This is a genomic window from Pseudomonas rhodesiae (assembly GCF_013285305.1).
Lineage (GTDB): Bacteria > Pseudomonadota > Gammaproteobacteria > Pseudomonadales > Pseudomonadaceae > Aquipseudomonas > Aquipseudomonas rhodesiae.
Genome location: NZ_CP054205.1, coordinates 1230989 through 1255933 on the forward strand (window position 1 = coordinate 1230989; position 24945 = coordinate 1255933).

Consider the following 24945-nt stretch of genomic DNA (forward strand, 5'->3'; position numbering starts at 1 on the left):
TGAATTTCAGGAAGACCGGAATATGAAAATAACTAAAAGTCTGTTGCACGTAGGTGTGCTGGGGCTGTCGATCCTGGCGAGCAACGTCATGGCGGCGGTCTCGGCCGATGAAGCTGCCAAGCTGGGTACCACCCTGACGCCGATGGGCGCAGAGATGGCCGGTAACGCTGCCGGCACTATCCCGAAATGGTCGCCGATGCCGACCAACGCCGGCGCTGTGGATGCCCGTGGCTTCTTGGCCAACCCCTACGCCAATGAGCAGCCGCAGTTCACCATCACCGCGGCTAATGTCGAGCAGTACAAAGACAAACTGGCGCCGGGGCAGTACGCGATGTTCAAGCGCTACCCGGAAACCTTCAAGATGCCGGTCTACCCGACCCATCGTGGCGCTACCGTGCCGGCCGAGGTGTTTGCCTCGATCAAGAAGAACGCCACCACCACCAACCTGGTGTCCGGTGGCAACGGCCTGGAGAACTTCGAAACCGCGGTGCCATTCCCGATTCCGAAAAGCGGCGTCGAGGTGATCTGGAACCACATCACCCGCTATCGCGGCGGCAGCGTGACGCGTCTGGTTACCCAGGCTACCCCGCAAACCAATGGTTCCTACAGCCTGGTGTACTTCCGCGACCAGTTCGTGTTTCGCGACAAAATGAAGGACTTCGATCCGAAGAACCCGGGCAACGTGCTGTTCTACTTCAAGCAGCAAGTGACCGCGCCGGCACGCCTGGCCGGTGGTGTGCTGCTGGTGCACGAAACCCTGGACCAGGTGAAGGAGCCGCGTTCGGCATGGGTCTACAACGCCGGCCAGCGCCGTGTGCGCCGGGCGCCGCAAGTGTCCTATGACGGCCCGGGCACCGCTGCCGACGGTCTGCGTACCTCCGACAACCTCGACATGTACAACGGCGCGCCGGATCGCTATGACTGGAAGCTGGAGGGCAAGAAAGAAATCTACATCGCCTCCAACAGCTACAAGATCGACGATCCGAAGCTCAAGTACGCCGACATCATCAAGGCCGGTCACATCAACCAGGACCTGGCGCGTTACGAGCTGCGCCGCGTCTGGCATGTGGTCGCCACCTTGAAGGAAGGCCAGCGCCACATCTACGCCAAGCGTGACTTCTACATCGACGAAGACACCTGGCAAGCGGCGGTGATCGACCACTACGACGGCCGTGGCCAACTGTGGCGCGTCGCCGAAGCCCATGCCGAGAACTACTACGACAAGCAAGTGCCGTGGTACGCCCTGGAAACCCTCTACGACCTGCAGTCCGGCCGCTACCTGGCGCTGGGCATGAAGAACGAAGAGAAACAGGCCTACGATTTCGGCTTCACCGCCTCCACTAGCGAATTCACCCCGGCGGCCCTGCGTCAGGATGGTGTGCGCTAGGTTGCACGACCCAATGTGTGAGGGGCAGGCCCCCTCACACATGGGATGGGTTCCAGATTGAATGATAATTTGGCAAAGCTCGATCAAAGGGTGGGAGGGGGCTTGCCCCCGATAGCGGGATAACAGTCGGCATTTACGTTGACTGTTACCTCGTTATCGGGAGCAAGCTCCCTCCCGCTTTTTGCCTATCGCGATATTTTTTGTCGCAGTTCTTTTTCAGGCAATTGTTGCAAAGATCTACAAAGTGGCGGCTTTTACCGCTAGTCTGCGGACATCTGCAATGCCGACAATAGCCTTCAATAAGAGCCCGGCGATGACTGATCTGTCCCGAATCCAAGGGCCTGCCAGTGCGGTGATCCCGTCTCTGGAAGCTCGCTTTTACAGGCCTCCGCTGCCTGACGGCTACGTGCTGCGACCCCGTCTGTGCGAACGGCTGAGTGCCGGATTGCAGGGTCGTTTGTTGCTGGTCAGCGCGCCGGCCGGGTTCGGTAAGAGTTCCCTGGCGGTCGAGTTCTGCCAAAGCCTGCCGGCCCATTGGCAAAGCCTGTGGCTGGGCTTGGGCCCACGGGACAGCGACCCCGGTCGTTTCCTCGAGCGCCTGCTCGAAGGTCTGCAACAGTACTTCTCGCCGCTCGGTGCCCAGTCCCTGGGCCTGCTGAAAATGCGTCAGCGTCACCAACCCTTTGCGTTTGAAGAATGGCTCGATGGCCTGCTCGATGAGTTGGCCCACCATCTGTCCACCCGCGCGCCGCTATTATTGGTGCTGGACGACTATCACTTGGCCCAGGGGCCGGTGCTGGACCGTTGCCTGCAGTTTTTCCTCAACCATTTGCCCGATGGCCTGGTAGTGCTGGTGACCAGCCGCCAGCGCCCGGACTGGCATCTGGCGCGCCTGCGGCTGTCGCGGCATTTGCTGGAACTGAACGAACACGACCTGCGCCTGACCCATGCCGAATCCCTGGCGGTGCTGGATCGCCATAGCAACTCCTTGCGCGGCGAAGCCCTCGATAACTTGATCCGTCGTAGCGAAGGCTGGGTGGCCGGTTTGCGTTTCTGGTTGCTGGCGGCCTCCGAAGCCGGCAACGAGAGTGCCTTGCCCCAGAGCCTGCACGGCGGCGAAGGGTTGATCCGCGATTACCTGCTGGAAGAGGTGATCGATTGCCTACCGGCCGAGGTGCAGGCGTTTCTGTTCGACACCGCGCCCCAGGAGCGCTTTTGCAGTGACCTGTGCGACGCCGTGCGCGAAGCCCATGACAGCGCGGAGATCCTGCGTTACCTGCAATCTCACCAAGTGTTTCTAGTGCCTTTGGACGAGCAGGGCGTTTGGTTCCGTTATCACCATTTGTTCTCCGACCTGCTGCGCAGCCGACGCGAAAGCAGCCCTGTGCTGCCGGCCGCCAGCCTGCACCTGCGCGCCTGTCGTTGGTTCAACGCCCAGGGTTTGATCGACGAGGCGGTGGAACAAGCGTTGCGCGCCGGCCATCTGGATGTGGCGGCGAACCTGGTGCAAAACCTGTCCGAAGAACAACTGCTGGCCGAGCAGAATGTCGGCATGCTGCTGCGCTGGAAAATGGACTTGCCCGACAGCCTGCTGATCAGCACACCGCGCTTGATCGTGCTCTACAGCTGGGCATTGGGGTTGGCCTGTCAGTTGGATGCGGCGCAAGAGTTGTCCAGCTACCTCAGTCGGTTTCTGCCGGCGCCCTCGGCCACCGCGCAAAAATCCATGCTGGCGCAGTGGCTGGCGCTCAGCGGCATCATCGCCCGTGGTCGCGGCGATCGCGAGCTGACCCAGCGCTATTGCAGCGAGGCCTTGGACAGCCTGCCGCAGCGCCGTTACGGCCAGCGACTGATGTGCCTATCGACTCTGTCCAATCTGGCGATTGCCGATGGGGATTTATGGCGTGCCCGCGGCTTGAATCGCGAATCGTTGGAGTTGGCGCAGCGCGTCGGCAACCCGCTGTTCGAGGCCTTGGCCCACTATGATCGCGCGCGGGTCCTGCAAGCGCGGGGCGAAATTCTGCGTTCCCTCGACGAAGTGCGCCAGGGCCTGCAGCGCCTGCACGGTCTGGCGCCTCAACGGCTGTATGCGGTACGGGCTCGCCTCTCGCTGTATGAAGGTTACTTGCTGCTGGTGCGGTTTCAGCCCGAAGCCGGCATGGTCCGCCTGCGCGCTGGATTGGCTGAAGCCCGGGCCTGTCGCGATATCAGTGTGTTAATCGGGCATTGCGTGATCGCCAGTTTCGAAGGGCGGCGCGGTGATTTCCCTTTGGCGTTCGCCGAACTCGCCGAGGCCGAACGCTTGATGCATATCTGGGACGTGCCGCCGATCTACTACCTGGCCATGATCACTCTGATCAAGTGCGAGTTGTGGCTGGCCCAGGGCCGCACCGATCTGGCCGAAGCCTGGCTGGCACGGCTGGAGCAAACCTACAACGGCGAGCACGCCGCCGCCGCGCCGGAATTTCACCCGCACCTGCCGCAGCATATCGGCCTGCAACAAGCGGCTCTCGACGCCACGCGCCATCAGCACGACGTCGCGTTGCAGCGCCTGGAAGAACTGGCGCAGGAAGCCCACGACAGCGGTCGCCAGATGATCGCCCTGATGGCCTTGACTCAGCAGGCACAGTTACTGCTCGAGGGAGGCCAGGAAACCAAGGCGCGCCCGATTCTGGCGCGGGCACTGGAGGCGGGAGCAGGCGGTGCGCTGCAACCTTTTCAGCGTCTGTTGGACACCCACCCGGATTGGATGCGCGAGCAACTGGGCCAAGACCCTCACGGCTTGTTGAGTCAAAGCTTGCTAGCCTTGCTGCCCAAGGCAGTAGCGATGTCGCCCACGCCCACCCATGAAGCTCTCAGTGCGCGTGAGCTGGCGGTCCTGCAACTGATCGCCGAAGGTTGTTCCAACCAGGAAATCAGCAATCGGCTGTTTATTTCACTGCACACGGTCAAAACCCATGCGAGCCATATCAATAGCAAGTTGGGCGTGGAGCGGCGCACTCAGGCGGTGGCGCGGGCGCAGGAATTGCGTTTGATTGGTTAAGCATTAAGCGAGCCTGCTTGGAGTGGTCTGCGCAGCGTTCCAGTCTGGTTTAATAGGGCGATTGTTGCGGCGCTACCTGCCTGAGACACCTGATTGATTTGCACTGGAAGACTGCCCATGGACACCACATCGCCCACGCTCATCCGCGAAACCTTCCCCGTCGGCCCGTTGCAGTGCAACTGCACAATCATCGGCGACCCCGTCACTAAAAAAGCCATCGTGGTCGACCCAGGCGGCAATCATGAGCTGATCCTGGCGCGGCTCGATGCGCTGGGGCTGAAAGTGGTGAGCATCATTCATACCCACGCCCATCTCGATCACTTCCTCGCTTCGGGTCAATTGAAAGAGAAAACCGGCGCCACCCTGCATCTGCACAAGGATGACCAATTCTTGTGGGATAACCTGGAGATGCAATGTCAGATGTTTGGTGTGCCCTACACCCCGGTGCCGTCGCCCGACCGCTGGCTGGCCGATGACGAAGAACTGGCCTGCGGTTGCGGCGTGGCCTTGCACACCCCTGGGCATACGCCGGGCTCGATGAGTTTCTGGTTCGCTGAGGCCAAATTGCTGATTGCCGGGGACACCTTGTTCCGACGTGGCGTGGGGCGCACGGACCTCTGGGGCGGCGACCAGGCGACCATCGTGCGTTCGATCAAGCAGCGCCTGTACACCCTGGATGAAGGCGCCACCGTGGTGACCGGCCATGGGCCGGACACGCGGCTGGGGGATGAGATGCGTGAAAATCCGTTTGTTCGGGCCTGATGTAAGTGAGTGCATCGTTAAAGCGAAAACGCAGGTTCTATTCAGGAGGCGTCTGCTAGGGTTTTGATAGCGGCAAATGTGACCAATGTTTTGTTACAGCCGCGGCAACGGTCATGGAATTTTTGCCGTTTGTCGCGTTCCAAACTCGGCACAGGTCCATTACCAATGCCCTTTGCACCACAGAATGCAAAAGTAGGAGCTTCTTTCATGTTCACTCCGCGTCGTCTGCTTGTTGTCGCTACCGCCGTAGCCTTGTTGTCCGGCTGCGCTTCCCCTAATCCTTATGACGGCAGCAGCCAGGGACAGGCGAATAATGAATCCGGCGGTATGAGCAAAACCGCCAAATACGGCGGTCTGGGTGCCCTGGCCGGGGCATTGGCGGGCGCTGCCATTGACCACAACAACCGTGGTAAGGGCGCGCTGATCGGCGCGGTAGTGGCAGGTGCAGGTGCCGCCGGGTATGGCTACTACGCCGACCAGCAGGAAAAGAAACTGCGCGAAAGCATGGCCAATACCGGGGTTGAGGTGCAGCGCCAGGGGGATCAGATCAAATTGATCATGCCGGGTAACATCACCTTCGCGACTAACTCAGACGCGATCTCCAGCAGCTTTTACCAGCCGCTGAACAACCTGGCCAACTCGCTCAAGCAGTTCAATCAAAACACCATCCAGATTGTGGGCTATACCGACAGCACCGGTAGCCGCCAACTGAACATGGACCTGTCCCAACGCCGTGCTCAGAGCGTGGCTAATTATCTGACCTCCCAAGGCGTGAGCCCGGCCAACCTGAGCGCTCGCGGTGCCGGCCCGGATAACCCGATTGCCAGTAACGCCGACGTCAATGGCCGCGCCCAGAACCGTCGCGTGGAGGTCAACCTCGGTCCGATCCCTGGCCAGCAATACGGTCAGCCGGGCCAGCAGGCTCCTCAGCAAAATAATCAGTTCCAGGGCAATCCATACCAGCAGTACCAATAAACAGCAGGCATTAAAAAGGGCGCCGTGCAATCCATGCACGGCGCCCTTTTTAGTGGGCGGCATTTACTTCAGTCGATGTACTCGAACACTTTCACAATCTTCTGTACGCCGGATACGCCTTGCACCAGGTTGGCCGCGCGAGTGGCTTCCGCCTGGGTCAGCAAGCCCATCAGGTAGACGATGCCGTTATCGGTGACGACCTTGATGCGCGAGCCTGGGATGGCGTTGTCTGTCAGCATCTGGGCCTTGATTTTGGTCGTCAGCAGCGCGTCGTTACTGATCGCCAGCAGGGTGATCGGGTCCATCACCTGCAATTCGTTGTGAACCTTCTTCACGCGCTGCACGGCCGCGGCGGCTTGTTCGGCCTGAGCCTTGAGGTCGGCGCGAGGTGTCTGGCCAGCCAGCAGCACCACGCCATTAAAGCTGGTGACGACGATGCGCGAGGCGCCATTGCCGAGGTCCGGCGCGGCCTTGGCGACGTTGACCTCGACCTTGGTTTCGATCAGTGAGTCGTCGATCTTGCTGCCGAAGGTGCGCGTGCCCTTGTCGTCCTGGATGGGGGTGTCACGTGTCGCGGTGATTGCCGTGCTGCAGCCGCTGATGGCGAGGCACAGCGTGATGGCCAAAAGGCTGAGGCGGTTAACGGTCATTCTTCACTCCCGAACAGTTGGCTGTCGATCAGATCGCACAGGCAGTGGATCGCCAGCAGGTGGACTTCCTGGATACGTGCGGTGACATTGGCCGGAACGCGGATCTCCACATCTTCAGGCAGCAGCAACGAGGCCATGCCGCCGCCATCGCGTCCGGTCAATGCTACGACAATCATTTCGCGATCATGTGCGGCCTGGATCGCTTGAATAATATTCGCCGAGTTGCCACTAGTGGAAATCGCCAGCAGCACATCGCCCGGTTGGCCCAGGGCGCGGATCTGCTTGGAGAAGATTTCGTTGTAGCTGTAATCGTTGGCGATCGAGGTAATCGTCGACGAGTCGGTGGTCAGGGCGATGGCCGGCAGGCTCGGCCGCTCGCGCTCGAAGCGGTTGAGCAGCTCGGAGGAAAAGTGCTGGGCGTCGCCGGCCGAACCGCCATTGCCGCACGAAAGCATTTTGCCTTCGTTGAGCAAGGCATTGACCATGACCTGACTGGCTTGCTCGATGTGCGGTGCAAGTACGTCCATCGCCTGTTGCTTGGTGTCGATGCTGGCCTGGAAAAGCTGGCGAATTCGGGATTGCATGTCCATCTGTGTGACCTTAAGTAGCGCGGCTGTTTGGCACAGGAATGTGCAGCCCGCAAAGCAAAGAGCAAAAGTGTGTGGTGAAGATGTCCGGCGAATCAGCTGTCGAAGGCGTTCGGGAGCCAGTTCAGATCAGCGGTACCCGACGGTGTGCTTTCTATGGCAACCACATCGAAACGGCAGGGGGCGTCGGCCCAGCGATGCTCTTCTTGCAGGAAAAACTGCGCGGCGAGTATTAGCTTCTGACGCTTGCGCCCGTCGATACTGGCGAGCGCGCCACCCCATTGTGCGTGTTTTCTGTAGCGGACTTCGACGAATACTACTGTATCGCCGTCAAGCATGACCAGATCAAGCTCGCCGCGTTTACATAACCAGTTCTGCGCCAAAAGGCGCAGACCCTGTTGTTGCAGGTAGTTCAGAGCTTGAAGTTCGGCATCCTTGCCGCTTTGCGCACGGGACCGCTCGGGCATCAGCGCGGGGTGTCCGGCAGGCGCTGGATCTGACCACCGACGAACTTCGCCCACGGCATCTGGCGATCTACGCGTTGGTTGCCGCTGATTCCCAGGTTGCCCGAGAGACCGTCAATCCGAGTGTCCGGCAGCGCCTTGAGCTGGCCCAGGCGTGGCGCCAGACTATAGGCATCCACGCCCATCGCGTAGAGACGCCCGAGGCTGCCATTGGCTTGTGGCCATTGCGCGGCGACCTGGTTGCGCAGCGGGTCGGTGGTGTTGAGCAGCCAAGGGGTTTCACAGAACATCACGTTGGTCATGTCCAGGTACTGGTTCTTGTCGCCGCTGGCGCTGAATACGTGGGACGTCGCATACACGGGCACGTCGCCGGCGTACTGGAAGTTCAGGGTCGGTTTGATCTGCTGGGCCAGTTGCGGGGTCACGGCCAGGAAGATGAACTCGATGTCCTGGCGACGCGAAGGTTGTGCCGCCACATCGGTCCCCACCGTGTTTTGCAGGCTCTTGGCGCGGCCTTCGCTTTTACGCAGTTGGAACAGGTCGGCAATTTGCTGGGCCAGGGCGACCGGCTGGTCCACGTATTCCACACCCATCACCGTACCGCCATGAGCTTCCCAATCCTGACGGAAGGCTTTGTAGACCCGCTCACCCCATTCGCCACGCGGCACCATGGCGGCAGCGCGGTGCAGGCCATCGGCACGGGCACGACGCGATACTTCGCGGGCTTCGTCTTCGGCGGCCAGGCCGAACTGGAACAACTGCGGTGGTGCTTGATCGGTTTCGCTGTAGTTCAGCGCCAAGGTGGTGATCGGCAATTGAGGGCGCGCGCTGAGCTGTTTGACCAGTGGCTTCTCCAACGGACCGACCACCAGTTGCACGCCGGCGGCCTGGGCCTTGGCATAGAAATCGTCGATGGAGGTCAGGCGGGAACTGTCATAGAACTCGATGACCGGCGGCTTTTGCCCGGCCTGTTCGGCCTGGTAGTGAGCCGCCATGAAGCCTTCGCGCAACGCCTTGCCGACAGAAGCCAGCGGGCCGTCCTGTGGCAACAGCACGGCGATCTTGTTCAGGGGTTGGCTGGCCAGCTCCTTGAGCTTGATCAGTGGGGTCGGCAATTGCAACGCTGCCGGATGGTTCGGGTTCTGCGCGCGCCAGGTATCGATAGCGGCCTGCTGTTGCTCCAGGGTGCCGGCGGCCTTGACCGACTGCGCCAGGGTGATCCAGCCGTCGAGCACCGGGTTGCCGCTGGCTTGCAGTTGGTCGGCCGGCACGGCGGCAATCAGGACCCAGATGGCTTCATGGTTGCTATGGGCGGCGTCGCCGGTCAGCAATGGCGCCATGGCGACACGCTCGCGGGCGGCGGCCAGGGTCTGGCCGTCGGCCTCGTAAGCACGGGCATGCACGGTGCCGGTGCGAATCTGCTGTTCGGCCGGCAAGTCATTGAGGCTCTGCAGGCTCGGGTGGCTCAGGGCGGTCAACGCGGCCTTCGGCTGGTTGCGGGTCATGGCCAGTTCGGCGGCCAGGGTGCTGGCGAATACTTGTGCGGCCGGTTTGAGAGCGTCCAGGGGCACTTGGGCAAGAATCTGCGACGAGCGGCCAGGGTTGTTCTGGTGATAGGCCATGTCCGCCGCGCTCAAGCGCAATAATGCCGCCTTTTCTGGCGTCTTGGCGGTCGTGGCCTGTTCGAGCAGTTGCTCGATACTGGCGTCCGGGGTCCGGGGGAGGTCGCCAAGGCTGGACGAGGGCGAGCTGGCACAGGCGGCCAGTAAGGCAGCGAGGCAGAGGGCGGAGAGCAGCCGCAGACAAGCGATCATGTAAGTGTTCCTGATACCGATCAAATTAGCGTGGAATTGTACCCAAGCACTGGCCCAGGCGCGATGTTACTGGCGTGAAACCGTCGATTTAGGTCGTGCAAATGTTGCTGATTGTGCGCTGCTGACCATTGATGGCTGAAACATCATCGGTTTCGATGGCATATTTTCGAGGCATCTACGCGCTACAATGGATTTTTTTGCCATTCATCGAGGTGTGCGTTTTGACTGCTCCAGGTTCCCTGAATTCCACTGCAGGCTCGCTTTTTGTCGTGGCGACGCCCATTGGCAACCTGGACGACATCAGTGCCCGCGCATTGAAAGTGTTGCGCGACGTTAAATTGATCGCGGCGGAAGATACTCGCCACTCCCAGCGGTTGATGCAGCATTTTGGCATCAGTACTCCTCTGGCCGCCTGTCACGAACACAACGAGCGCGAAGAGGGCAGCCGTTTTATCGTGCGTCTGCTGGCCGGCGATGACGTGGCGTTGATCTCCGATGCCGGCACGCCGCTGATCTCCGACCCTGGATATCATCTCGTCCGCCAAGCGCGCGCTGCAGGCATCAATATAGTGCCTGTTCCGGGGGCGTGCGCGCTGATCGCGGCTCTGTCAGCGGCTGGCCTGCCATCCGATCGTTTTATCTTCGAGGGTTTCCTGCCCGCCAAGGCCGTTGGGCGTCGTGCGCGCCTTGAAGCGTTGAAAGAAGAACCGCGCACGCTGATTTTTTACGAAGCCCCGCACCGCATCTTGGAATGTCTGCAGGATATGGAGCTGGTGTTCGGCGGGGAGCGTCTTGCGTTGCTGGCGCGTGAGCTGACCAAAACCTTCGAAACCCTCAAAGGCCTGCCCCTGGAAGCGCTGCGTGCCTTTGTCGAAGGCGACAGCAATCAACAGCGTGGTGAGTGTGTGGTGCTGGTGGCGGGCTGGACGGCACCGGAAAGCGAGGATGCCGTCGGCAGCGAGGCCATGCGCGTGCTGGACTTGCTGCTCAAGGAGATGCCTCTCAAGCGGGCTGCGGCTCTGGCGGCGGAAATTACCGGCGTGCGTAAGAACGTCCTGTATCAAGTGGCGCTGGATAAACAGAAAGCCGAATAGTTCCGGGTTGAATGCAGCATTTCGTCCGATGGTGATGGCAGTCGGGTACTTTTAATACTTGTCCTGAGGCCGTCGTGCCGTTAACCTGCGCGGCGGAGAGTCGATTGGACAGTCGCTGCCCTCTATGAAAATTAGGGGGGGGAGGAAAGTCCGGGCTCCATAGGGCGAAGTGCCAGGTAATGCCTGGGAGGCGTGAGCCTACGGAAAGTGCCACAGAAAATAACCGCCTAAGCACTTCGGTGCCGGTAAGGGTGAAAAGGTGCGGTAAGAGCGCACCGCACGACTGGCAACAGTTCGTGGCTAGGTAAACCCCACTTGGAGCAAGACCAAATAGGGTCCCAAGGCGTGGCCCGCGCTGGGACCGGGTAGGTTGCTAAAGATGTCCAGTGATGGCCATCGTAGACGAATGACTGTTCAAGACAGAACCCGGCTTATAGATCGACTCTCCACCTTATTTCCCTCTATCCGAATCTCGGGCAGAAAACCGGTAGTAACGCAAGAATCCCTCCCTGCCAAATCATTGGCAGATGCATCTTCGTAATACCAAAAAAATCTTACTCTTAATAAATTACTTTAACTTCAAGCAATAGCTCTATGAGCTTGCTGTGCTTGTTGGGTCAAAATTATCGCCGAACTCTGGTTTCTCCTCCTTTTACGCTCCTAAATCTCCGTTCTGTAAGGCTTTTCCTTGAATCCGTGCCTTGACGGTGTGGTGGGCGCATTCCTATAGTGTGCGCAAGTGGCGGAAAGTGGCACAAAGTGGGTTTTTTGAACGTAAAACGCTAAAATTTGGAGAAACGCATCTGTGTTTCGCGGAGCTAACGCTATCAGTCTCGACGCAAAGGGCCGTCTCGCTATGCCGAGCCGGTATCGCGACGAGCTGATTTCGAGAAGTTCCGGCCAGTTGATCATCACTATTGATGCCGTTGACCCTTGTTTATGTGTTTACCCCCTCGACGAGTGGGAGCTGATTGAAACCAAGTTGCGCGCCTTGCCTTCATTACGCGAAGAGAACCGCCGCCTGCAGCGTTTGCTGATCGGCAATGCCGTCGACCTCGAGCTCGATGGCAGCGGTCGTTTCCTGGTGCCACCGCGTCTGCGCGAGTACGCCAAGCTCGATAAGCGGGCCATGTTGGTCGGCCAACTGAACAAGTTCCAATTGTGGGACGAAGATGCCTGGGATGCTGTTTCTGCAGCTGACCTGGCTGCTATTCAACAACCGGGCGCCATGCCTGACGAACTGCGTGATTTGATCCTGTGACTATTGATAGCGGCTTTAACCACATCACCGTACTGCTTGACGAAGCCGTTGAGGCTCTCGCCGTACGCGCGGATGGCTGCTATTTGGATGGCACGTTCGGCAGGGGCGGGCACAGCCGGCTGATTCTCAGTCAGCTCGGGCCGGATGGGAAACTCCTCGGGTTCGACAAAGACCCTCAAGCGATTGCCACCGGGCAAGCGCTAGCGGCCGAAGACGGCCGCTTTGTCGTTGTGCAGCGCAGCTTTGCCGAGCTGGGTGCCGAAGTGGCGGAGCGCGGCATGGCAGGCAAGGTGGCCGGGGTGCTACTCGACTTGGGCGTTTCTTCTCCACAGCTCGATGACCCGGAGCGCGGCTTCAGCTTCATGAACGACGGCCCGCTCGATATGCGCATGGACCCCACCCGGGGCGTCAGTGCCGCACAGTTCATCGCCACCGCACCGGTGGAAGAAATCGCCCGTGTATTCAAGGAGTATGGTGAAGAGCGCTTCGCCGGTCGCATGGCTCGTGCCGTGGTTGAGCGCCGCGAAATCCAGCCGTTCGAGCGCACCGCCGACCTGGCCGAAGTGCTGAAAGTCGCCAACCCCGCCTGGGAAAAGGGCAAGAACCCGGCAACCCGTGCATTCCAGGGCCTGCGTATCCACGTCAATAACGAACTGGGCGATCTTGAGGCCGGCCTGGAGGCTGCCCTCGATGCGCTGGAAGTGGGCGGTCGCCTGGTGGTGATCAGCTTCCACTCTCTGGAAGATCGTATCGTTAAACTGTTTATGCGCCGCCTGGTCAAGGGCGAGTCCGACAACCTGCCGCGCAACCTGCCGGTACGGTTCGAAGCTTTTGTGCCGAAAATCAAAATCCATGGCAAAGCGCAGTTCGCTTCCGAAGCTGAACTCAAGGCCAACCCGCGTGCCCGCAGTGCTGTGATGCGTGTTGCGGAGAAGCTGCGGTGAGCAAGCTTTTCGCCAAGCCCCTCCCGGGCGGCAGCTTCTTTATGTTGCTGCTGTTCATCGGCGTACTGGTGTCCGCGATTGCGGTGTCCTACAGCGCCCACTGGAACCGCCAACTGCTCAACACTCTATATGGGGAGTTGAGTGTGCGTGACAAAGCCCAAGCCGAGTGGGGCCGGTTGATCCTGGAGCAAAGTACCTGGACGGCCCACAGTCGTATCGAAGTGCTGGCCACCGAGCAACTGAAAATGCACATCCCGAGCGCGGCTGACGTGCGGATGGTGGCGCCATGATGAAGCTCGAAGGCGCACTGTACCCATGGCGCTTCCGCCTGGTGCTCGGTTTGCTGGCGCTGATGGTGGGGGCGATCGCCTGGCGCATCGTTGATCTGCAAGTGGTCGATCGCGACTTCCTGATCGGTCAGGGCGATGCCCGCAGTCTGCGTCATATTCCTATTCCTGCGCACCGTGGCCTGATCACCGACCGCAACGGCGAACCCTTGGCTGTCAGCACGCCAGTGACCACCCTCTGGGCTAATGCCAAGGAACTGCAAGTCGCCAAGGACCGCTGGCCGGCCCTAGCCACCGCCCTTGGCCAAGACCCCAAGGCCCTGACTGAGCGTCTGGAAGCCCAGGCCAATAAAGAGTTCATCTATCTGGTGCGCGGTCTGACCCCTGAGCAGGGCCAGCAGGTGCTCGACCTTAAGATCCCCGGTGTCTACGGTATCGAGGAATTCCGTCGTTTCTACCCGGCCGGTGAAACCACCGCCCACATGGTGGGTTTCACCGACATCGATGACCACGGCCGCGAAGGTGTGGAACTGGCCTACGATGAATGGCTTGCTGGGGTTCCCGGCAAGCGACAAGTCATCAAGGATCGGCGCGGCAGGCTGATCAAGGATGTCCAGGTCACCAAAAACGCCAAGGCCGGTAAGCCCTTGGCGTTGTCGATTGACCTGCGTTTGCAATACCTGGCCAACCGTGAGTTGCGTAACGCGATCATCGAAAACGGCGCCAAGGCCGGCAGCCTGGTGATCATGGACGTGAAGACCGGCGAAATCCTTGCCATGGTCAACCAGCCCACCTACAACCCCAACAACCGTCGCAACCTGCAACCGGCGATGATGCGCAACCGCGCCATGATCGACGTGTTCGAGCCGGGTTCGACCATGAAAGCCATCTCCATGAGTGCCGCCCTCGAAACCGGGCGCTGGAAGCCCAGCGACAAGGTCGAGGTCTACCCGGGCACGCTGCAGTTGGGCAAGTACACCATTCGTGACGTTTCCCGTACCGAAGGTCCGGTGCTGGATCTGACCGGCATCCTGATCAACTCCAGTAACGTGGGCATGAGTAAAGTTGCCTTCGATATCGGCGGCGAAACCATCTACCACCTGGCGCAGAAGATTGGCCTGGGCCAACCCACCGGCCTGGACTTCCCGGGCGAGCGTGTCGGTAACCTGCCGAACTACCGCGACTGGAAAAAAGCCGAGACCGCCACCTTGTCCTACGGCTATGGCCTGTCGGTGACTGCAATCCAACTGGCTCACGCCTTCTCTGTGCTGGCCAACAATGGCCGCATGGTGCCGTTGAGCCTGATCCACGTCGATGAAGCGCCGAAAGCGACCCAGGTGATCCCGGAGAATGTCGCCAAAACCATGCAGGGCATGCTGCAGCAAGTGATCGAGGCGCCGCGCGGTGTATTCCGTGCTCAGGTGCCGGCGTATCACGTAGCCGGCAAATCTGGTACCGCGCGTAAGACGTCGGTGGGTACCAAGGGGTACGCCGAGAACTCGTACCGTTCGCTGTTCGCTGGCTTCGGCCCAATGAGCGATCCGCGCTACGCCATCGTCGTGGTGATCGATGAACCGAGTAAGGCTGGATATTTCGGTGGCCTGGTCTCCGCGCCGGTGTTCAGCAAAGTGATGTCCGGCACCCTGCGCTTGATGAACATCACCCCGGACAACCTGCCGCCCACCCAACAAGCGAACGCCGGGCCACCGGCCGCTGCCGCAAAAGCCAATGGAGGGCGCGGCTGATGTCTCTGAGTTTGAACAAGATCTTCGCCCACGCCGGTCGCGACCTATTGATTCGTGAGCTGACTCTGGACAGCCGCAATGTACGTGCCGGTGACCTGTTCCTGGCCGTGCCGGGTGGCAAGCTTGACGGCCGTGCACACATTGCCGATGCGTTGCAACGTGGTGCCGCCGCCGTGGCTTATGAAGCCGAAGGCGCCACCGTGCTGCCGATCACCGACGTGCCGCTGATTCCGGTCAAGGGGCTGGCCAAGCAACTGTCGGATATCGCCGGGCGTTTTTATGGCGAACCTAGCCGCCACCTCAACCTAGTGGGCGTTACCGGTACCAATGGCAAGACCAGCGTGACCCAATTGGTTGCCCAGGCCCTTGACCTGCTGGGCCAGCATTGCGGGATTGTCGGCACCCTGGGGACCGGTTTCTATGGCGCGCTGCAAAGCGGCCTGCACACCACCCCGAACCCGATTGCCGTGCAAGCGACCCTGGCCGACCTGAAAAAGGCCGGTGCCAAGGCCGTGGCCATGGAAGTCTCGTCCCACGGGCTGGATCAAGGCCGCGTCAGCGCCCTGGCGTTCGATGTGGCGGTGATGACCAACCTGTCCCGCGACCATTTGGATTACCACGGCACCATGGAGGCTTACGCCGCCGCTAAGGCCAAGCTGTTCGCCTGGAATGATCTCAAGTGCCGGGTGGTGAACCTGGACGATGACTTCGGTCGCCAATTGGCCGCCGAAGACAGCGAAGCGCGCCTGATCAGCTACAGCCTGCACGATTCAAGTGCCTACCTGTATTGCCGCGAAGCCCAGTTCAACGACGAAGGCGTGCGTGCCACCCTGGTGACGCCTCAGGGCGAACATCACCTGCGCAGTACATTGCTCGGCCGGTTCAACCTGAGCAACGTACTGGCTGCCATCGGCGCATTGCTGGGCCTGGACTACGCCCTGGACGAAATTTTAAAAGTACTGCCGAAGCTGGAAGGCCCGGCCGGCCGTATGCAGCGTCTGGGTGGCGGCAAACAGCCGTTGGTGGTGGTCGATTACGCCCACACGCCGGACGCCCTGGAAAAAGTCCTCGAAGCGCTGCGCCCCCACGCCAAGGGCAAATTACTGTGCCTGTTCGGCTGCGGCGGTGATCGTGATCGCGGCAAGCGCCCGCTGATGGCCGAGATTGTTGAACGTCTGGCTGACGGTGTGTTGGTCACCGATGACAACCCGCGCAGCGAGAACCCGAGCCAGATCTTCGACGATATCCGTGCAGGCTTCAAAGACGTATCCAAGGCCACCTTCGTTGCCGGCCGCGGTGCCGCCATCGCCCAACTGATCGCCGGCGCCAGCGCCGACGATGTGGTGGTACTGGCCGGTAAAGGCCACGAGGACTATCAGGAAATCAACGGCGAGCGGCATGCCTTTTCCGATCTGGTCGAGGCTGATCATGCCTTGAGCGCCTGGGAGGTTGCCCATGCTTAAGCCGATGCGCTTCAGTGAGCTGACCCAAGCCCTGTCGGGCCGCATGTTGTCGAGCGACTGCCGCTTCGACGGTGTCAGCATCGACAGCCGTGCCATCCAGCCAGGACAACTGTTTGTTGCGCTGGCCGGCCCGCGCTTTGATGGCCACGACTACCTGAATGACGTCGCCGCCAAAGGCGCCGTGGGGGCCTTGGTGCAGCGCGAAGTGCCGGAGTCGAGCCTGCCGCAGTTGCTGGTTGCCGATACCCGCTTGGCCCTGGGCCAACTGGGCGCACTCAACCGTGCCGCGTTCGATAAGCCCGTGGCTGCCATCACCGGTTCCAGCGGCAAGACCACGGTCAAGGAACTGCTCGCCGGTGTCTTGCGCACCCGTGGCCCGGTACTCGCTACCCGTGGCAACTTGAACAATGATTTCGGCGCGCCGCTGACCCTGCTCGAACTGGCCCCGGAACACACGGCGGCGGTGATCGAACTGGGTGCCTCGCGCATCGGCGAAATCGCCTACACCGTCGCATTGACCAAGCCTCATGTCGCGATCATCAACAACGCCGGTACCGCTCACGTCGGTGAATTCGGCGGTCCGGAAAAGATCGTCGAAGCCAAAGGCGAAATTCTTGAGGGCCTGGACGCTTCGGGCACGGCGGTGCTGAACCTGGACGACAAAGCCTTCGAGACCTGGCGTGTCCGCGCCGCCGGCCGCAAGGTCCTGACCTTTGCTGTGCTGAATGCAGCGGCGGATTTCCACGCATCCGACATCTCGGTGGATGCACGGGGTTGTCCGTCGTTCACCTTGCACACGCCCACAGGCAGCGAGCACGTACAGCTGAATCTGTTGGGCAATCACAACGTTGCCAATGCCCTGGCCGCCGCCGCCGCCGCCCATGCCCTGGGCATATCGCTGTTCGGTATCGCCACGGGGCTGGGCGCTGTGCAACCCGTCAAGGGCCGCACCGTGGCGCAGTTGGCCATCAACGGTATGCGCGTGATCGACGACACCTATAACGCCAACCCCTCTTCCATCAACGCTGCGGTCGACCTGCTCAAAGGGTTCGCCGGGCGCAAGGTGCTGGTGCTGGGCGATATCGGCGAACTGGGCGACTGGGCCGAGCAGGGGCATCGCGAAGTCGGTGCCTACGCGGCGGGCAAAGTCGATGCGTTGTACGCCGTCGGTCCGAACATGGCCCACGCCGTCGTCGCCTTCGGCCCCGGTGCCAGGCATTTCGCCAGTCAAGCCGAGTTGATCCAGGCCATCGGCGCGGCCGAACACGATAAAAACACAACCATTTTGATCAAGGGATCGCGCAGCGCGGTGATGGAAAACGTCGTCGTGGCCTTGTGTGGCTCAAGTACGGAGAAACATTAATGCTGCTGCTGCTGGCTGAGTATCTGCAACAGTTCCACAAAGGCTTCGCGGTCTTCCAGTACCTGACCCTGCGCGGGATTCTAGGTGTGCTGACCGCGTTGTGTTTGTCGCTGTTCCTCGGGCCGTGGATGATCCGCACCCTGCAGAACCTGCAAATTGGTCAATCGGTTCGCAATGACGGCCCGCAGTCGCACCTGTCCAAATCCGGCACGCCGACCATGGGCGGCGCGCTGATCCTGTCGTCCATCGGTGTCAGCACTTTGCTGTGGGCTGATCTGAATAACCGTTACGTATGGGTGGTGTTGCTGGTGACCCTGCTGTTCGGTGCCATCGGCTGGGTGGACGACTATCGCAAGGTGATCGAGAAGAACTCCAAGGGGCTGCCAAGCCGCTGGAAGTATTTCTGGCAATCGGTATTCGGCCTGGGCGCGGCGATCTTCCTGTACATGACGGCCCCAAGCGCGGTGGAAACCACGCTGATTCTGCCCATGCTCAAAGACGCCAGCATTCCCCTGGGCATCGGTTTCGTGGTGCTGACCTACTTCGTGATCGTCGGCTCCAGCAACGCCGTCAACCTCACCGATGGCCTCGACGGCCTGGCGATCATGCCGACGGTGATGGTGGGCGGTGCGCTCGGCATCTTCTGCTACCTGTCGGGTAACGTGAAATTCGCTGAATACCTGCTGATCCCTTATGTACCGGGGGCGGGCGAGCTGATCGTGTTCTGTGGCGCGCTGATCGGCGCGGGGCTTGGGTTCCTGTGGTTCAACACCTACCCGGCCCAAGTCTTCATGGGCGACGTCGGCGCATTGGCGCTGGGCGCGGCCCTGGGCACCATCGCGGTGATCGTTCGCCAGGAAATCGTGCTGTTCATCATGGGCGGTGTGTTCGTGATGGAAACCCTGTCGGTGGTCATCCAGGTGGCGTCTTTCAAATTGACCGGGCGCCGCGTGTTCCGCATGGCGCCGATTCACCACCACTTTGAACTCAAGGGCTGGCCCGAGCCGCGCGTGATTGTCCGCTTCTGGATCATCACCGTGATTCTGGTGCTGATCGGCCTTGCCACCCTGAAACTGAGGTAGAAACGAGTGTCCCTGATCGCTTCAGACCACTTCCGCATCGTTGTCGGCCTCGGCAAGAGCGGCATGTCCCTGGTTCGCTTCCTGGCGAACCGGGGCACGTCGTTCGCCGTGGCCGATACGCGGGAAAATCCACCGGAGCTGGTCACGCTGCGCCGTGACTACCCGCACGTGGAAGTGCGTTGTGGCGAACTGGATGTCGAATTTCTGTGCCGCGCCGACGAACTCTACGTGAGCCCCGGCCTGGCCCTGGCGACTCCGGCCCTGCAAGCGGCTGCGGCTCGCGGCGTGAAGCTGTCCGGCGATATCGACCTGTTTGCGCGCAATGCCAAGGCGCCGATTGTAGCCATCAGCGGTTCCAACGCGAAAAGTACCGTCACCACCCTGGTTGGCGACATGGCGGCAGCGGCCGGCAAACGCGTGGCCGTGGGCGGCAACCTCGGCACACCCGCGCTGGACCTGCTCAGCGATGACATCGAGCTGTACGTGATGGAGCTGTCGAGCTTCCAACTGGAGACCACCCACGACCTCGGCGCCGAAGTGGCCACCGTGTTGAACGTGAGTGAAGACCATATGGACCGCTATAGCGGCCTACCGGCGTATCACTTGGCCAAGCACCGGATTTTCCGCGGCGCCAGGCAAGTGGTGGTCAACCGTCAGGATGCCTTGAGCCGTCCGCTGATGGGCGAGGGCCTGCCGTGCTGGACCTTCGGCCTGGGCAAACCCGACTTCAAGGCCTTCGGCATTCGTGAAGAGAACGGCGAGAAATACCTGGCCTTCGAATTCCAGAACCTGATGCCGGTGCGCGAGTTGAAAATCCGTGGTGCCCACAACCAATCGAACGCCCTGGCGGCACTGGCGCTCGGGCATGCCGTGGGGTTGCCGTTCGACGCCATGCTCTCGACCCTGCGCACTTTCGCCGGGCTTGAGCACCGCTGCCAGTGGGTGCGTGACTTGGACGGTGTGAGCTATTACAACGACTCCAAGGCCACCAATGTCGGTGCCGCGCTGGCCGCCATTGAGGGCCTGGGTGCCGATATCGACGGCAAGCTGGTGCTGATCGCCGGTGGCGACGGCAAAGGCGCCGACTTCAAGGATCTCAAGGCGCCGGTGGGCGCCCACTGCCGCGCCGTGGTGTTGCTGGGCCGTGATGCCGAGCTGATCGCCGCCGCCCTCGGTGACGCGGTGCCGCAGATTCGCGTGGCCTCCCTGGACGAAGCCGTCCTGCAAGGCAAAGCCCTGGCCCAACCCGGTGACGCCGTTCTGTTGTCGCCGGCCTGTGCCAGCCTGGACATGTTCAAGAACTACGAAGAGCGCGGCCAGCTGTTCGCTCGCGCCGTGGAGGCCTTGGCATGAACCTGAACCTGAGAAACATCATCAAGCCGTACCCGTCGCCGATCATTACCGGGCGCGGTATCGACCTGGATTTCCCAATGCTCGCCGGTTGCCTGGCGCTGCTGGGCCTGGGCTTGGTGATGATCACTTCGGCGTCTTCCGAAGTCGCCGCCGTGCAGTCCGGCAACACCCTCTACATGATGATCCGCCATCTGGTGTACCTGGTGATCGGTATCGGTGCCTGCATCGTGACCATGATGATCCCCATCGCCACTTGGCAGCGCCTGGGCTGGTTGATGCTGATCGGCGCGTTCGGCTTGCTGGTGATGGTGATCCTGCCGGGCATCGGTCGCGAGGTAAACGGCTCGATGCGCTGGATCGGTTTCGGCGCGTTCAACGTGCAACCCTCGGAAATCGCCAAGGTGTTCGTGGTGATCTACCTGGCTGGCTATCTGGTGCGACGTCAGAAGGAAGTGCGCGAGAGTTGGATGGGGTTCTTCAAGCCATTCATCGTGCTGCTGCCCATGGCCGGCCTGTTGCTGATGGAACCCGACTTCGGCGCCACCGTGGTGATGATGGGTGCCGCGGCGGCGATGCTGTTCCTTGGCGGTGTGGGTCTGTTCCGGTTCACCTTGATGGTGGTGCTGGCGGTGGCGGCCGTGACGATTCTGGTGCAGGCGCAACCCTACCGGATGGCGCGTCTGATCACCTTTACCGACCCATGGTCCGACCAGTTCGGTTCCGGCTACCAACTGACCCAGGCGTTGATCGCTTTCGGTCGGGGCGAGTGGCTGGGCGTTGGCCTGGGCAACAGCGTACAGAAGCAGTTCTACCTGCCCGAAGCCCACACGGACTTCGTGTTCTCCGTACTCGCCGAAGAGCTCGGCGTAGTGGGCTCGCTGTGCACTGTTGCGCTGTTCGTGTTCGTGTGTGTACGCGGCATGTATATCGGCTTGTGGGCCGAGAAGGCCAAACAATATTTCGCCGCGTATGTGGCGTACGGCTTGTCGTTCCTATGGATCGGCCAGTTCCTGATCAATATCGGTGTGAACGTCGGCCTGCTGCCGACCAAAGGGCTGACCTTGCCGTTCCTCAGCTACGGCGGCAGTTCCTTGGTGATTTGCTGCGCGTGCCTGGGTTTGTTGCTGCGTATCGAGTGGGAGAGTCGCACCCACCTGGGCAGCGAAGAGATGGAATTCAGCGAAAGCGACTTCGCCGAGGAGCCGACCCATGGGCGCTAATGTGCTGATCATGGCGGGCGGCACCGGGGGCCATGTGTTCCCGGCCCTGGCGTGTGCGCGGGAATTCCAGAGCCGTGGCTACACGGTGCACTGGCTGGGGACACCGCGCGGTATCGAGAACGAATTGGTGCCTAACGCTGGGTTGCCGCTGCACCTGATCAACGTCAGCGGCCTACGTGGCAAGAGCAAGTTGTCCTTGCTCAAAGCGCCGTTTGTGTTGCTCAAGGCGGTGTGGCAAGCGCGCAAGGTTATCCGTGAGTTGAAGCCTGTCTGCGTGCTTGGCTTTGGCGGTTACGTGACCGGCCCCGGCGGCGTTGCGGCCCGGCTGGCCGGTGTACCGGTGATCGTCCACGAACAGAATGCCGTGGCCGGCACCGCCAACCGCCTGCTGGTGCCGCTGGCGGCGCGGGTGTGTGAGGCGTTCCCGAACACCTTTGGCTTGTCGAGCAAACGCCGCACCACCGGCAACCCGGTGCGTACCGAGCTGTTCATGGGCATCGCTCGCGATGCCTTGGCCGGGCGCAAGGCGCACCTGTTGATTCTGGGCGGAAGCCTGGGCGCTGAACCACTGAACAAATTGCTGCCCGAAGCCGTGGCACAACTGCCGTTGGAGCTACGCCCGGAGATCTTTCACCAGGCCGGCAAAAACCACGATGAAGTCACCGCCGCGCGTTATCGCGAAGCCGGTGTGGAGGCCAACGTACAGCCTTTCATCAAAGACATGGCCCATGCCTATGGCTGGGCCGACCTGGTGGTTTGTCGCGCTGGTGCGCTGACCGTCAGTGAACTGGCCGCCGCCGGTCTGCCGTCCTTGCTGGTGCCTCTGCCCCATGCGATTGACGATCACCAGACCCGCAACGCCGAATATTTGGCCGGGGAGGGCGCTGCCTTCCTGCTGCCGCAAAGAACGACTGGCGCCGCCGATTTGGCCGCACGCCTGACCGAGGTTTTGATGCAACCGGAACGACTTAACAGCATGGCGAGCACCGCAAGCCGCCTGGCCAAACCTGAAGCAACCCGCACCGTGGTCGATATCTGCCTGGAGGTGGCCCATGGTTGAGAATCAGAAAGCCATGCCGCAGCCGGAAATGCGCCGTATCCGTCGCATTCACTTCGTCGGAATCGGCGGCGTGGGTATGTGCGGCATTGCCGAAGTGCTGCTCAACCTGGGCTATCAGGTGTCCGGTTCGGATTTGAAAGAATCCCAGGTCACCGACCGCCTCAAATCCTTCGGCGCGCAGATCTTTATCGGCCACCGTGCCGAGAACGCCGCCGAGGCCGATGTGCTGGTGGTGTCCAGCGCGGTGAACACAGCTAACCCGGAAGTGGCCACCGCCCTCGAGCGTCGTATTCCCGTGGTGCCGCGCGCCGAGATGCTCGCCGAGCTGATGCGCTATCGCCACGGCATCGCGGTCGCCGGTACCCATGGCAAAACCACCACCACCAGCCTGATCGCCTCGGTGTTCGCCGCCGGTGGCCTGGACCCGACGTTTGTGATCGGCGGCCGTCTGAATGCAGCCGGCACCAACGCCCAGCTTGGCACCAGCCGCTACCTGATCGCCGAAGCCGACGAAAGCGACGCCAGCTTCCTGCATCTGCAACCGCTGGTGGCTGTGGTCACCAACATCGACGCCGACCACATGGCGACCTACGACGGTGACTTCAACAAGCTGAAGAAAACCTTCGTCGAGTTCCTCCACAACCTGCCGTTCTACGGCTTGGCGGTGGTGTGCCTGGACGACCCTGTAGTGCGCGAGATCCTGCCGCTGGTCAAACGCCCGACCGTCACTTACGGCTTCAGCGAAGATGCCGACGTGCGTGCGATCAATGTGCGTCAGGAAGGCATGCAAACCTTCTTCACCGTGCTGCGTCCGGACCGTGAGCCGTTGGATGTGTCGGTGAACATGCCGGGTAACCACAACGTATTGAACTCCCTGGCGACCATCTGCATCGCTTCCGATGAAGGCGTCAGCGATGAAGCGATCGTCGAAGGTCTGTCGCGCTTTGCCGGTGTGGGCCGACGCTTCCAGGTCTACGGCCAATTGCCGGTAGAGGGCGGCGACGTGATGCTGGTGGATGACTATGGTCACCACCCGACCGAAGTCGCCGCCGTGATCAAGGCCGTGCGCGGTGGCTGGCCGGAGCGTCGCCTGGTGATGGTGTACCAGCCGCACCGCTACAGCCGTACCCGCGATCTATACGATGACTTCGTCAATGTATTGGCCGATGCCAACGTGCTGCTGCTGATGGAAGTCTACCCGGCCGGTGAAGAACCGATCCCGGGCGCCGACAGCCGCAAGCTGTGCAACAGCATCCGCCAGCGTGGCCAGTTGGACCCGATCTACATCGAGCGCGGTGTGGACCTGGCGCCAATCGTTAAACCGCTGCTGCGTGCCGGTGACATTCTGCTGTGCCAGGGCGCCGGTGACATCGGTGGCCTTGCCCCTAAATTGCTGGCGAGCCCGCTCTTCGCCGCCGCCCAGGGGAAGTCGAAATGATCACGAACTACGAAGCCCTGTTTTCCACTATCACGCCTGCCGACTTCGGCCGCGTGGCGGTGTTGTTCGGCGGTAAGAGCGCCGAGCGTGAAGTGTCACTCAAGTCCGGCAACGCCGTGCTCGAAGCCCTGCAAAGCGCCGGCGTGAATGCGTTCGGGATCGATGTGGGCGATGATTTCCTCGCGCGCCTGCTGGCCGAAAAAATCGACCGCGCCTTTATCATCCTGCATGGTCGCGGCGGTGAAGACGGCAGCATGCAGGGTCTGTTGGAGTGCGCCGGCATCCCCTACACCGGCAGTGGTATCCTGGCTTCGGCATTGGCCATGGACAAGCTGCGCACCAAGCAGGTGTGGCACAGCCTGGGTATTCCAACCCCGCGTCACAGTGTTCTGTGCAGCGAAGCCGATTGTATTTCTGCAGTCGAGGAACTGGGCACTCCTTTGATCGTCAAACCTGCCCATGAAGGCTCCAGTATCGGCATGGCCAAAGTGAACTCGGCCGCCGAATTGATCGACGCATGGAAAGCGGCAAGTACCTACGATTCGCAAGTGTTGGTGGAACAGTGGATTTCCGGTCCCGAGTACACCATCGCCACCCTGCGTGGCCAGGTATTGCCGCCCATCGCATTGGGCACGCCCCACACCTTTTACGATTACGACGCTAAGTACCTGGCTTCCGATACCCAGTACCGGATCCCATGCGGCCTCGATGCAAACAAAGAACAGGAATTGATGGACCTTACGGCGAAAGCCTGTGAGGCGTTGGGTATCGCCGGTTGGGCACGGGCAGACGTGATGCAGGACGACCAAGGCAACTTCTGGTTCCTTGAGGTCAACACCGCACCAGGCATGACCGATCACAGCCTGGTACCGATGGCTGCCCGTGCCGCTGGTCTGGACTTCCAGCAGTTGGTGCTGGCGATCCTGGCCGCCAGCATCGAGGCAAGAGGCTAA

22 protein-coding genes and 1 other RNA gene are annotated in these 24945 nt (G+C 61.1%); 18 read left to right on the forward strand and 5 right to left on the reverse strand.

Annotated elements, in window-relative coordinates:
* Nucleotides 1-22: 22 nt before the first annotated feature.
* The 3 genes from HRH33_RS05480 (at nucleotide 23) to HRH33_RS05490 (ending at nucleotide 5192) form a co-directional block, all read left to right on the forward strand.
* A complete protein-coding gene (locus HRH33_RS05480; RefSeq protein ID WP_034095949.1) occupies nucleotides 23-1387 on the forward strand; it encodes a DUF1329 domain-containing protein in 1365 nt (454 codons plus the stop codon).
* Between the two features lie 313 nt (nucleotides 1388-1700).
* Nucleotides 1701-4430, forward strand: coding sequence for a winged helix-turn-helix domain-containing protein (locus HRH33_RS05485; protein ID WP_167417287.1), 2730 nt, complete (start codon nucleotides 1701-1703; stop codon nucleotides 4428-4430).
* Between the two features lie 117 nt (nucleotides 4431-4547).
* The gene (locus HRH33_RS05490; protein WP_167417286.1) at nucleotides 4548-5192 is read left to right on the forward strand and encodes an MBL fold metallo-hydrolase; all 645 of its coding nucleotides are present in this window, start codon (nucleotides 4548-4550) and stop codon (nucleotides 5190-5192) included.
* A gap of 41 nt (nucleotides 5193-5233) precedes the next feature.
* On the opposite strand, the gene HRH33_RS05495 is transcribed toward HRH33_RS05490, so the two are convergent.
* Nucleotides 5234-5401 (reverse strand): hypothetical protein, encoded by a 168-nt coding sequence (locus tag HRH33_RS05495; protein WP_167417285.1) that lies wholly within the window; start codon nucleotides 5399-5401, stop codon nucleotides 5234-5236.
* Between HRH33_RS05495 and HRH33_RS05500 the strand changes: the two genes are divergently transcribed.
* Nucleotides 5400-6167 (forward strand): YiaD family glycine zipper/OmpA-like lipoprotein, encoded by a 768-nt coding sequence (locus HRH33_RS05500; protein WP_034095952.1) that lies wholly within the window; start codon nucleotides 5400-5402, stop codon nucleotides 6165-6167. The genes HRH33_RS05495 and HRH33_RS05500 overlap by 2 nt on opposite strands.
* Nucleotides 6168-6235: 68 nt before the next feature.
* Here HRH33_RS05500 and HRH33_RS05505 read toward each other — a convergent pair whose 3' ends face one another.
* The 4 genes from HRH33_RS05505 to HRH33_RS05520 all read right to left on the reverse strand — a co-directional run bounded on the left by HRH33_RS05505 (nucleotide 6236) and on the right by HRH33_RS05520 (nucleotide 9682).
* On the reverse strand, nucleotides 6236-6817 hold the full coding sequence (locus tag HRH33_RS05505; protein WP_012722284.1) for a BON domain-containing protein: 582 nt from the start codon (nucleotides 6815-6817) through the stop codon (nucleotides 6236-6238).
* Complete coding sequence (locus HRH33_RS05510; RefSeq protein WP_007904374.1) at nucleotides 6814-7407, reverse strand: phosphoheptose isomerase; 594 nt, start codon at nucleotides 7405-7407, stop codon at nucleotides 6814-6816. Before HRH33_RS05510 ends, HRH33_RS05505 begins: the two co-directional genes overlap by 4 nt.
* 92 nt (nucleotides 7408-7499) lie before the next feature.
* Entirely contained in the window at nucleotides 7500-7871 is a 372-nt protein-coding gene (locus HRH33_RS05515; RefSeq protein WP_034111801.1) for a YraN family protein, read from the reverse strand.
* Nucleotides 7871-9682: a penicillin-binding protein activator gene (locus HRH33_RS05520; RefSeq protein ID WP_167417284.1), complete on the reverse strand. Its 1812-nt coding sequence runs from the start codon at nucleotides 9680-9682 to the stop codon at nucleotides 7871-7873. The genes HRH33_RS05515 and HRH33_RS05520 overlap by 1 nt, the downstream gene beginning before the upstream one ends.
* Before the next feature lie 221 nt (nucleotides 9683-9903).
* Here HRH33_RS05520 and rsmI point away from each other — a divergent pair, with 221 nt between their 5' ends.
* From rsmI to HRH33_RS05590, 14 genes are all read left to right on the forward strand, one after another.
* Entirely contained in the window at nucleotides 9904-10776 is an 873-nt protein-coding gene (gene rsmI / locus HRH33_RS05525) for a 16S rRNA (cytidine(1402)-2'-O)-methyltransferase (protein ID WP_167417324.1), read from the forward strand.
* Between the two features lie 96 nt (nucleotides 10777-10872).
* Nucleotides 10873-11226, forward strand: an RNA gene (gene rnpB, locus HRH33_RS05530) — RNase P RNA component class A.
* A 355-nt stretch (nucleotides 11227-11581) separates the two neighbouring features.
* Nucleotides 11582-12037 (forward strand): division/cell wall cluster transcriptional repressor MraZ, encoded by a 456-nt coding sequence (gene mraZ, locus HRH33_RS05535; protein WP_003171868.1) that lies wholly within the window; start codon nucleotides 11582-11584, stop codon nucleotides 12035-12037.
* Entirely contained in the window at nucleotides 12034-12981 is a 948-nt protein-coding gene (gene rsmH, locus HRH33_RS05540; protein WP_034095955.1) for a 16S rRNA (cytosine(1402)-N(4))-methyltransferase RsmH, read from the forward strand. Before mraZ ends, rsmH begins: the two co-directional genes overlap by 4 nt.
* On the forward strand, nucleotides 12978-13271 hold the full coding sequence (gene ftsL / locus HRH33_RS05545; RefSeq protein ID WP_034095956.1) for a cell division protein FtsL: 294 nt from the start codon (nucleotides 12978-12980) through the stop codon (nucleotides 13269-13271). The genes rsmH and ftsL overlap by 4 nt, the downstream gene beginning before the upstream one ends.
* Nucleotides 13271-15013 (forward strand): peptidoglycan D,D-transpeptidase FtsI family protein, encoded by a 1743-nt coding sequence (locus HRH33_RS05550; protein WP_167417323.1) that lies wholly within the window; start codon nucleotides 13271-13273, stop codon nucleotides 15011-15013. The genes ftsL and HRH33_RS05550 overlap by 1 nt, the downstream gene beginning before the upstream one ends.
* Nucleotides 15013-16476 carry a UDP-N-acetylmuramoyl-L-alanyl-D-glutamate--2,6-diaminopimelate ligase gene (gene murE / locus HRH33_RS05555; RefSeq protein ID WP_034137013.1) on the forward strand — a complete coding sequence of 488 codons (1464 nt, stop codon included), beginning with the start codon at nucleotides 15013-15015 and terminating at the stop codon, nucleotides 16474-16476. The genes HRH33_RS05550 and murE overlap by 1 nt, the downstream gene beginning before the upstream one ends.
* On the forward strand, nucleotides 16469-17839 hold the full coding sequence (locus tag HRH33_RS05560) for a UDP-N-acetylmuramoyl-tripeptide--D-alanyl-D-alanine ligase (protein WP_034137014.1): 1371 nt from the start codon (nucleotides 16469-16471) through the stop codon (nucleotides 17837-17839). Before murE ends, HRH33_RS05560 begins: the two co-directional genes overlap by 8 nt.
* Nucleotides 17839-18921, forward strand: a complete 1083-nt coding sequence (gene mraY, locus HRH33_RS05565) for a phospho-N-acetylmuramoyl-pentapeptide-transferase (protein ID WP_034137015.1) — start codon at nucleotides 17839-17841, stop codon at nucleotides 18919-18921. Before HRH33_RS05560 ends, mraY begins: the two co-directional genes overlap by 1 nt.
* A gap of 6 nt (nucleotides 18922-18927) precedes the next feature.
* Complete coding sequence (murD, locus tag HRH33_RS05570; protein ID WP_123480678.1) at nucleotides 18928-20274, forward strand: UDP-N-acetylmuramoyl-L-alanine--D-glutamate ligase; 1347 nt, start codon at nucleotides 18928-18930, stop codon at nucleotides 20272-20274.
* Nucleotides 20271-21494 (forward strand): putative lipid II flippase FtsW, encoded by a 1224-nt coding sequence (gene ftsW, locus HRH33_RS05575; RefSeq protein ID WP_034137017.1) that lies wholly within the window; start codon nucleotides 20271-20273, stop codon nucleotides 21492-21494. The genes murD and ftsW overlap by 4 nt, the downstream gene beginning before the upstream one ends.
* Nucleotides 21484-22554 carry an undecaprenyldiphospho-muramoylpentapeptide beta-N-acetylglucosaminyltransferase gene (gene murG, locus HRH33_RS05580; RefSeq protein WP_034095963.1) on the forward strand — a complete coding sequence of 357 codons (1071 nt, stop codon included), beginning with the start codon at nucleotides 21484-21486 and terminating at the stop codon, nucleotides 22552-22554. The genes ftsW and murG overlap by 11 nt, the downstream gene beginning before the upstream one ends.
* Nucleotides 22547-23992 (forward strand): UDP-N-acetylmuramate--L-alanine ligase, encoded by a 1446-nt coding sequence (gene murC / locus HRH33_RS05585; RefSeq protein ID WP_034095964.1) that lies wholly within the window; start codon nucleotides 22547-22549, stop codon nucleotides 23990-23992. The genes murG and murC overlap by 8 nt, the downstream gene beginning before the upstream one ends.
* Nucleotides 23989-24945, forward strand: coding sequence for a D-alanine--D-alanine ligase (locus tag HRH33_RS05590; protein WP_034095965.1), 957 nt, complete (start codon nucleotides 23989-23991; stop codon nucleotides 24943-24945). Before murC ends, HRH33_RS05590 begins: the two co-directional genes overlap by 4 nt.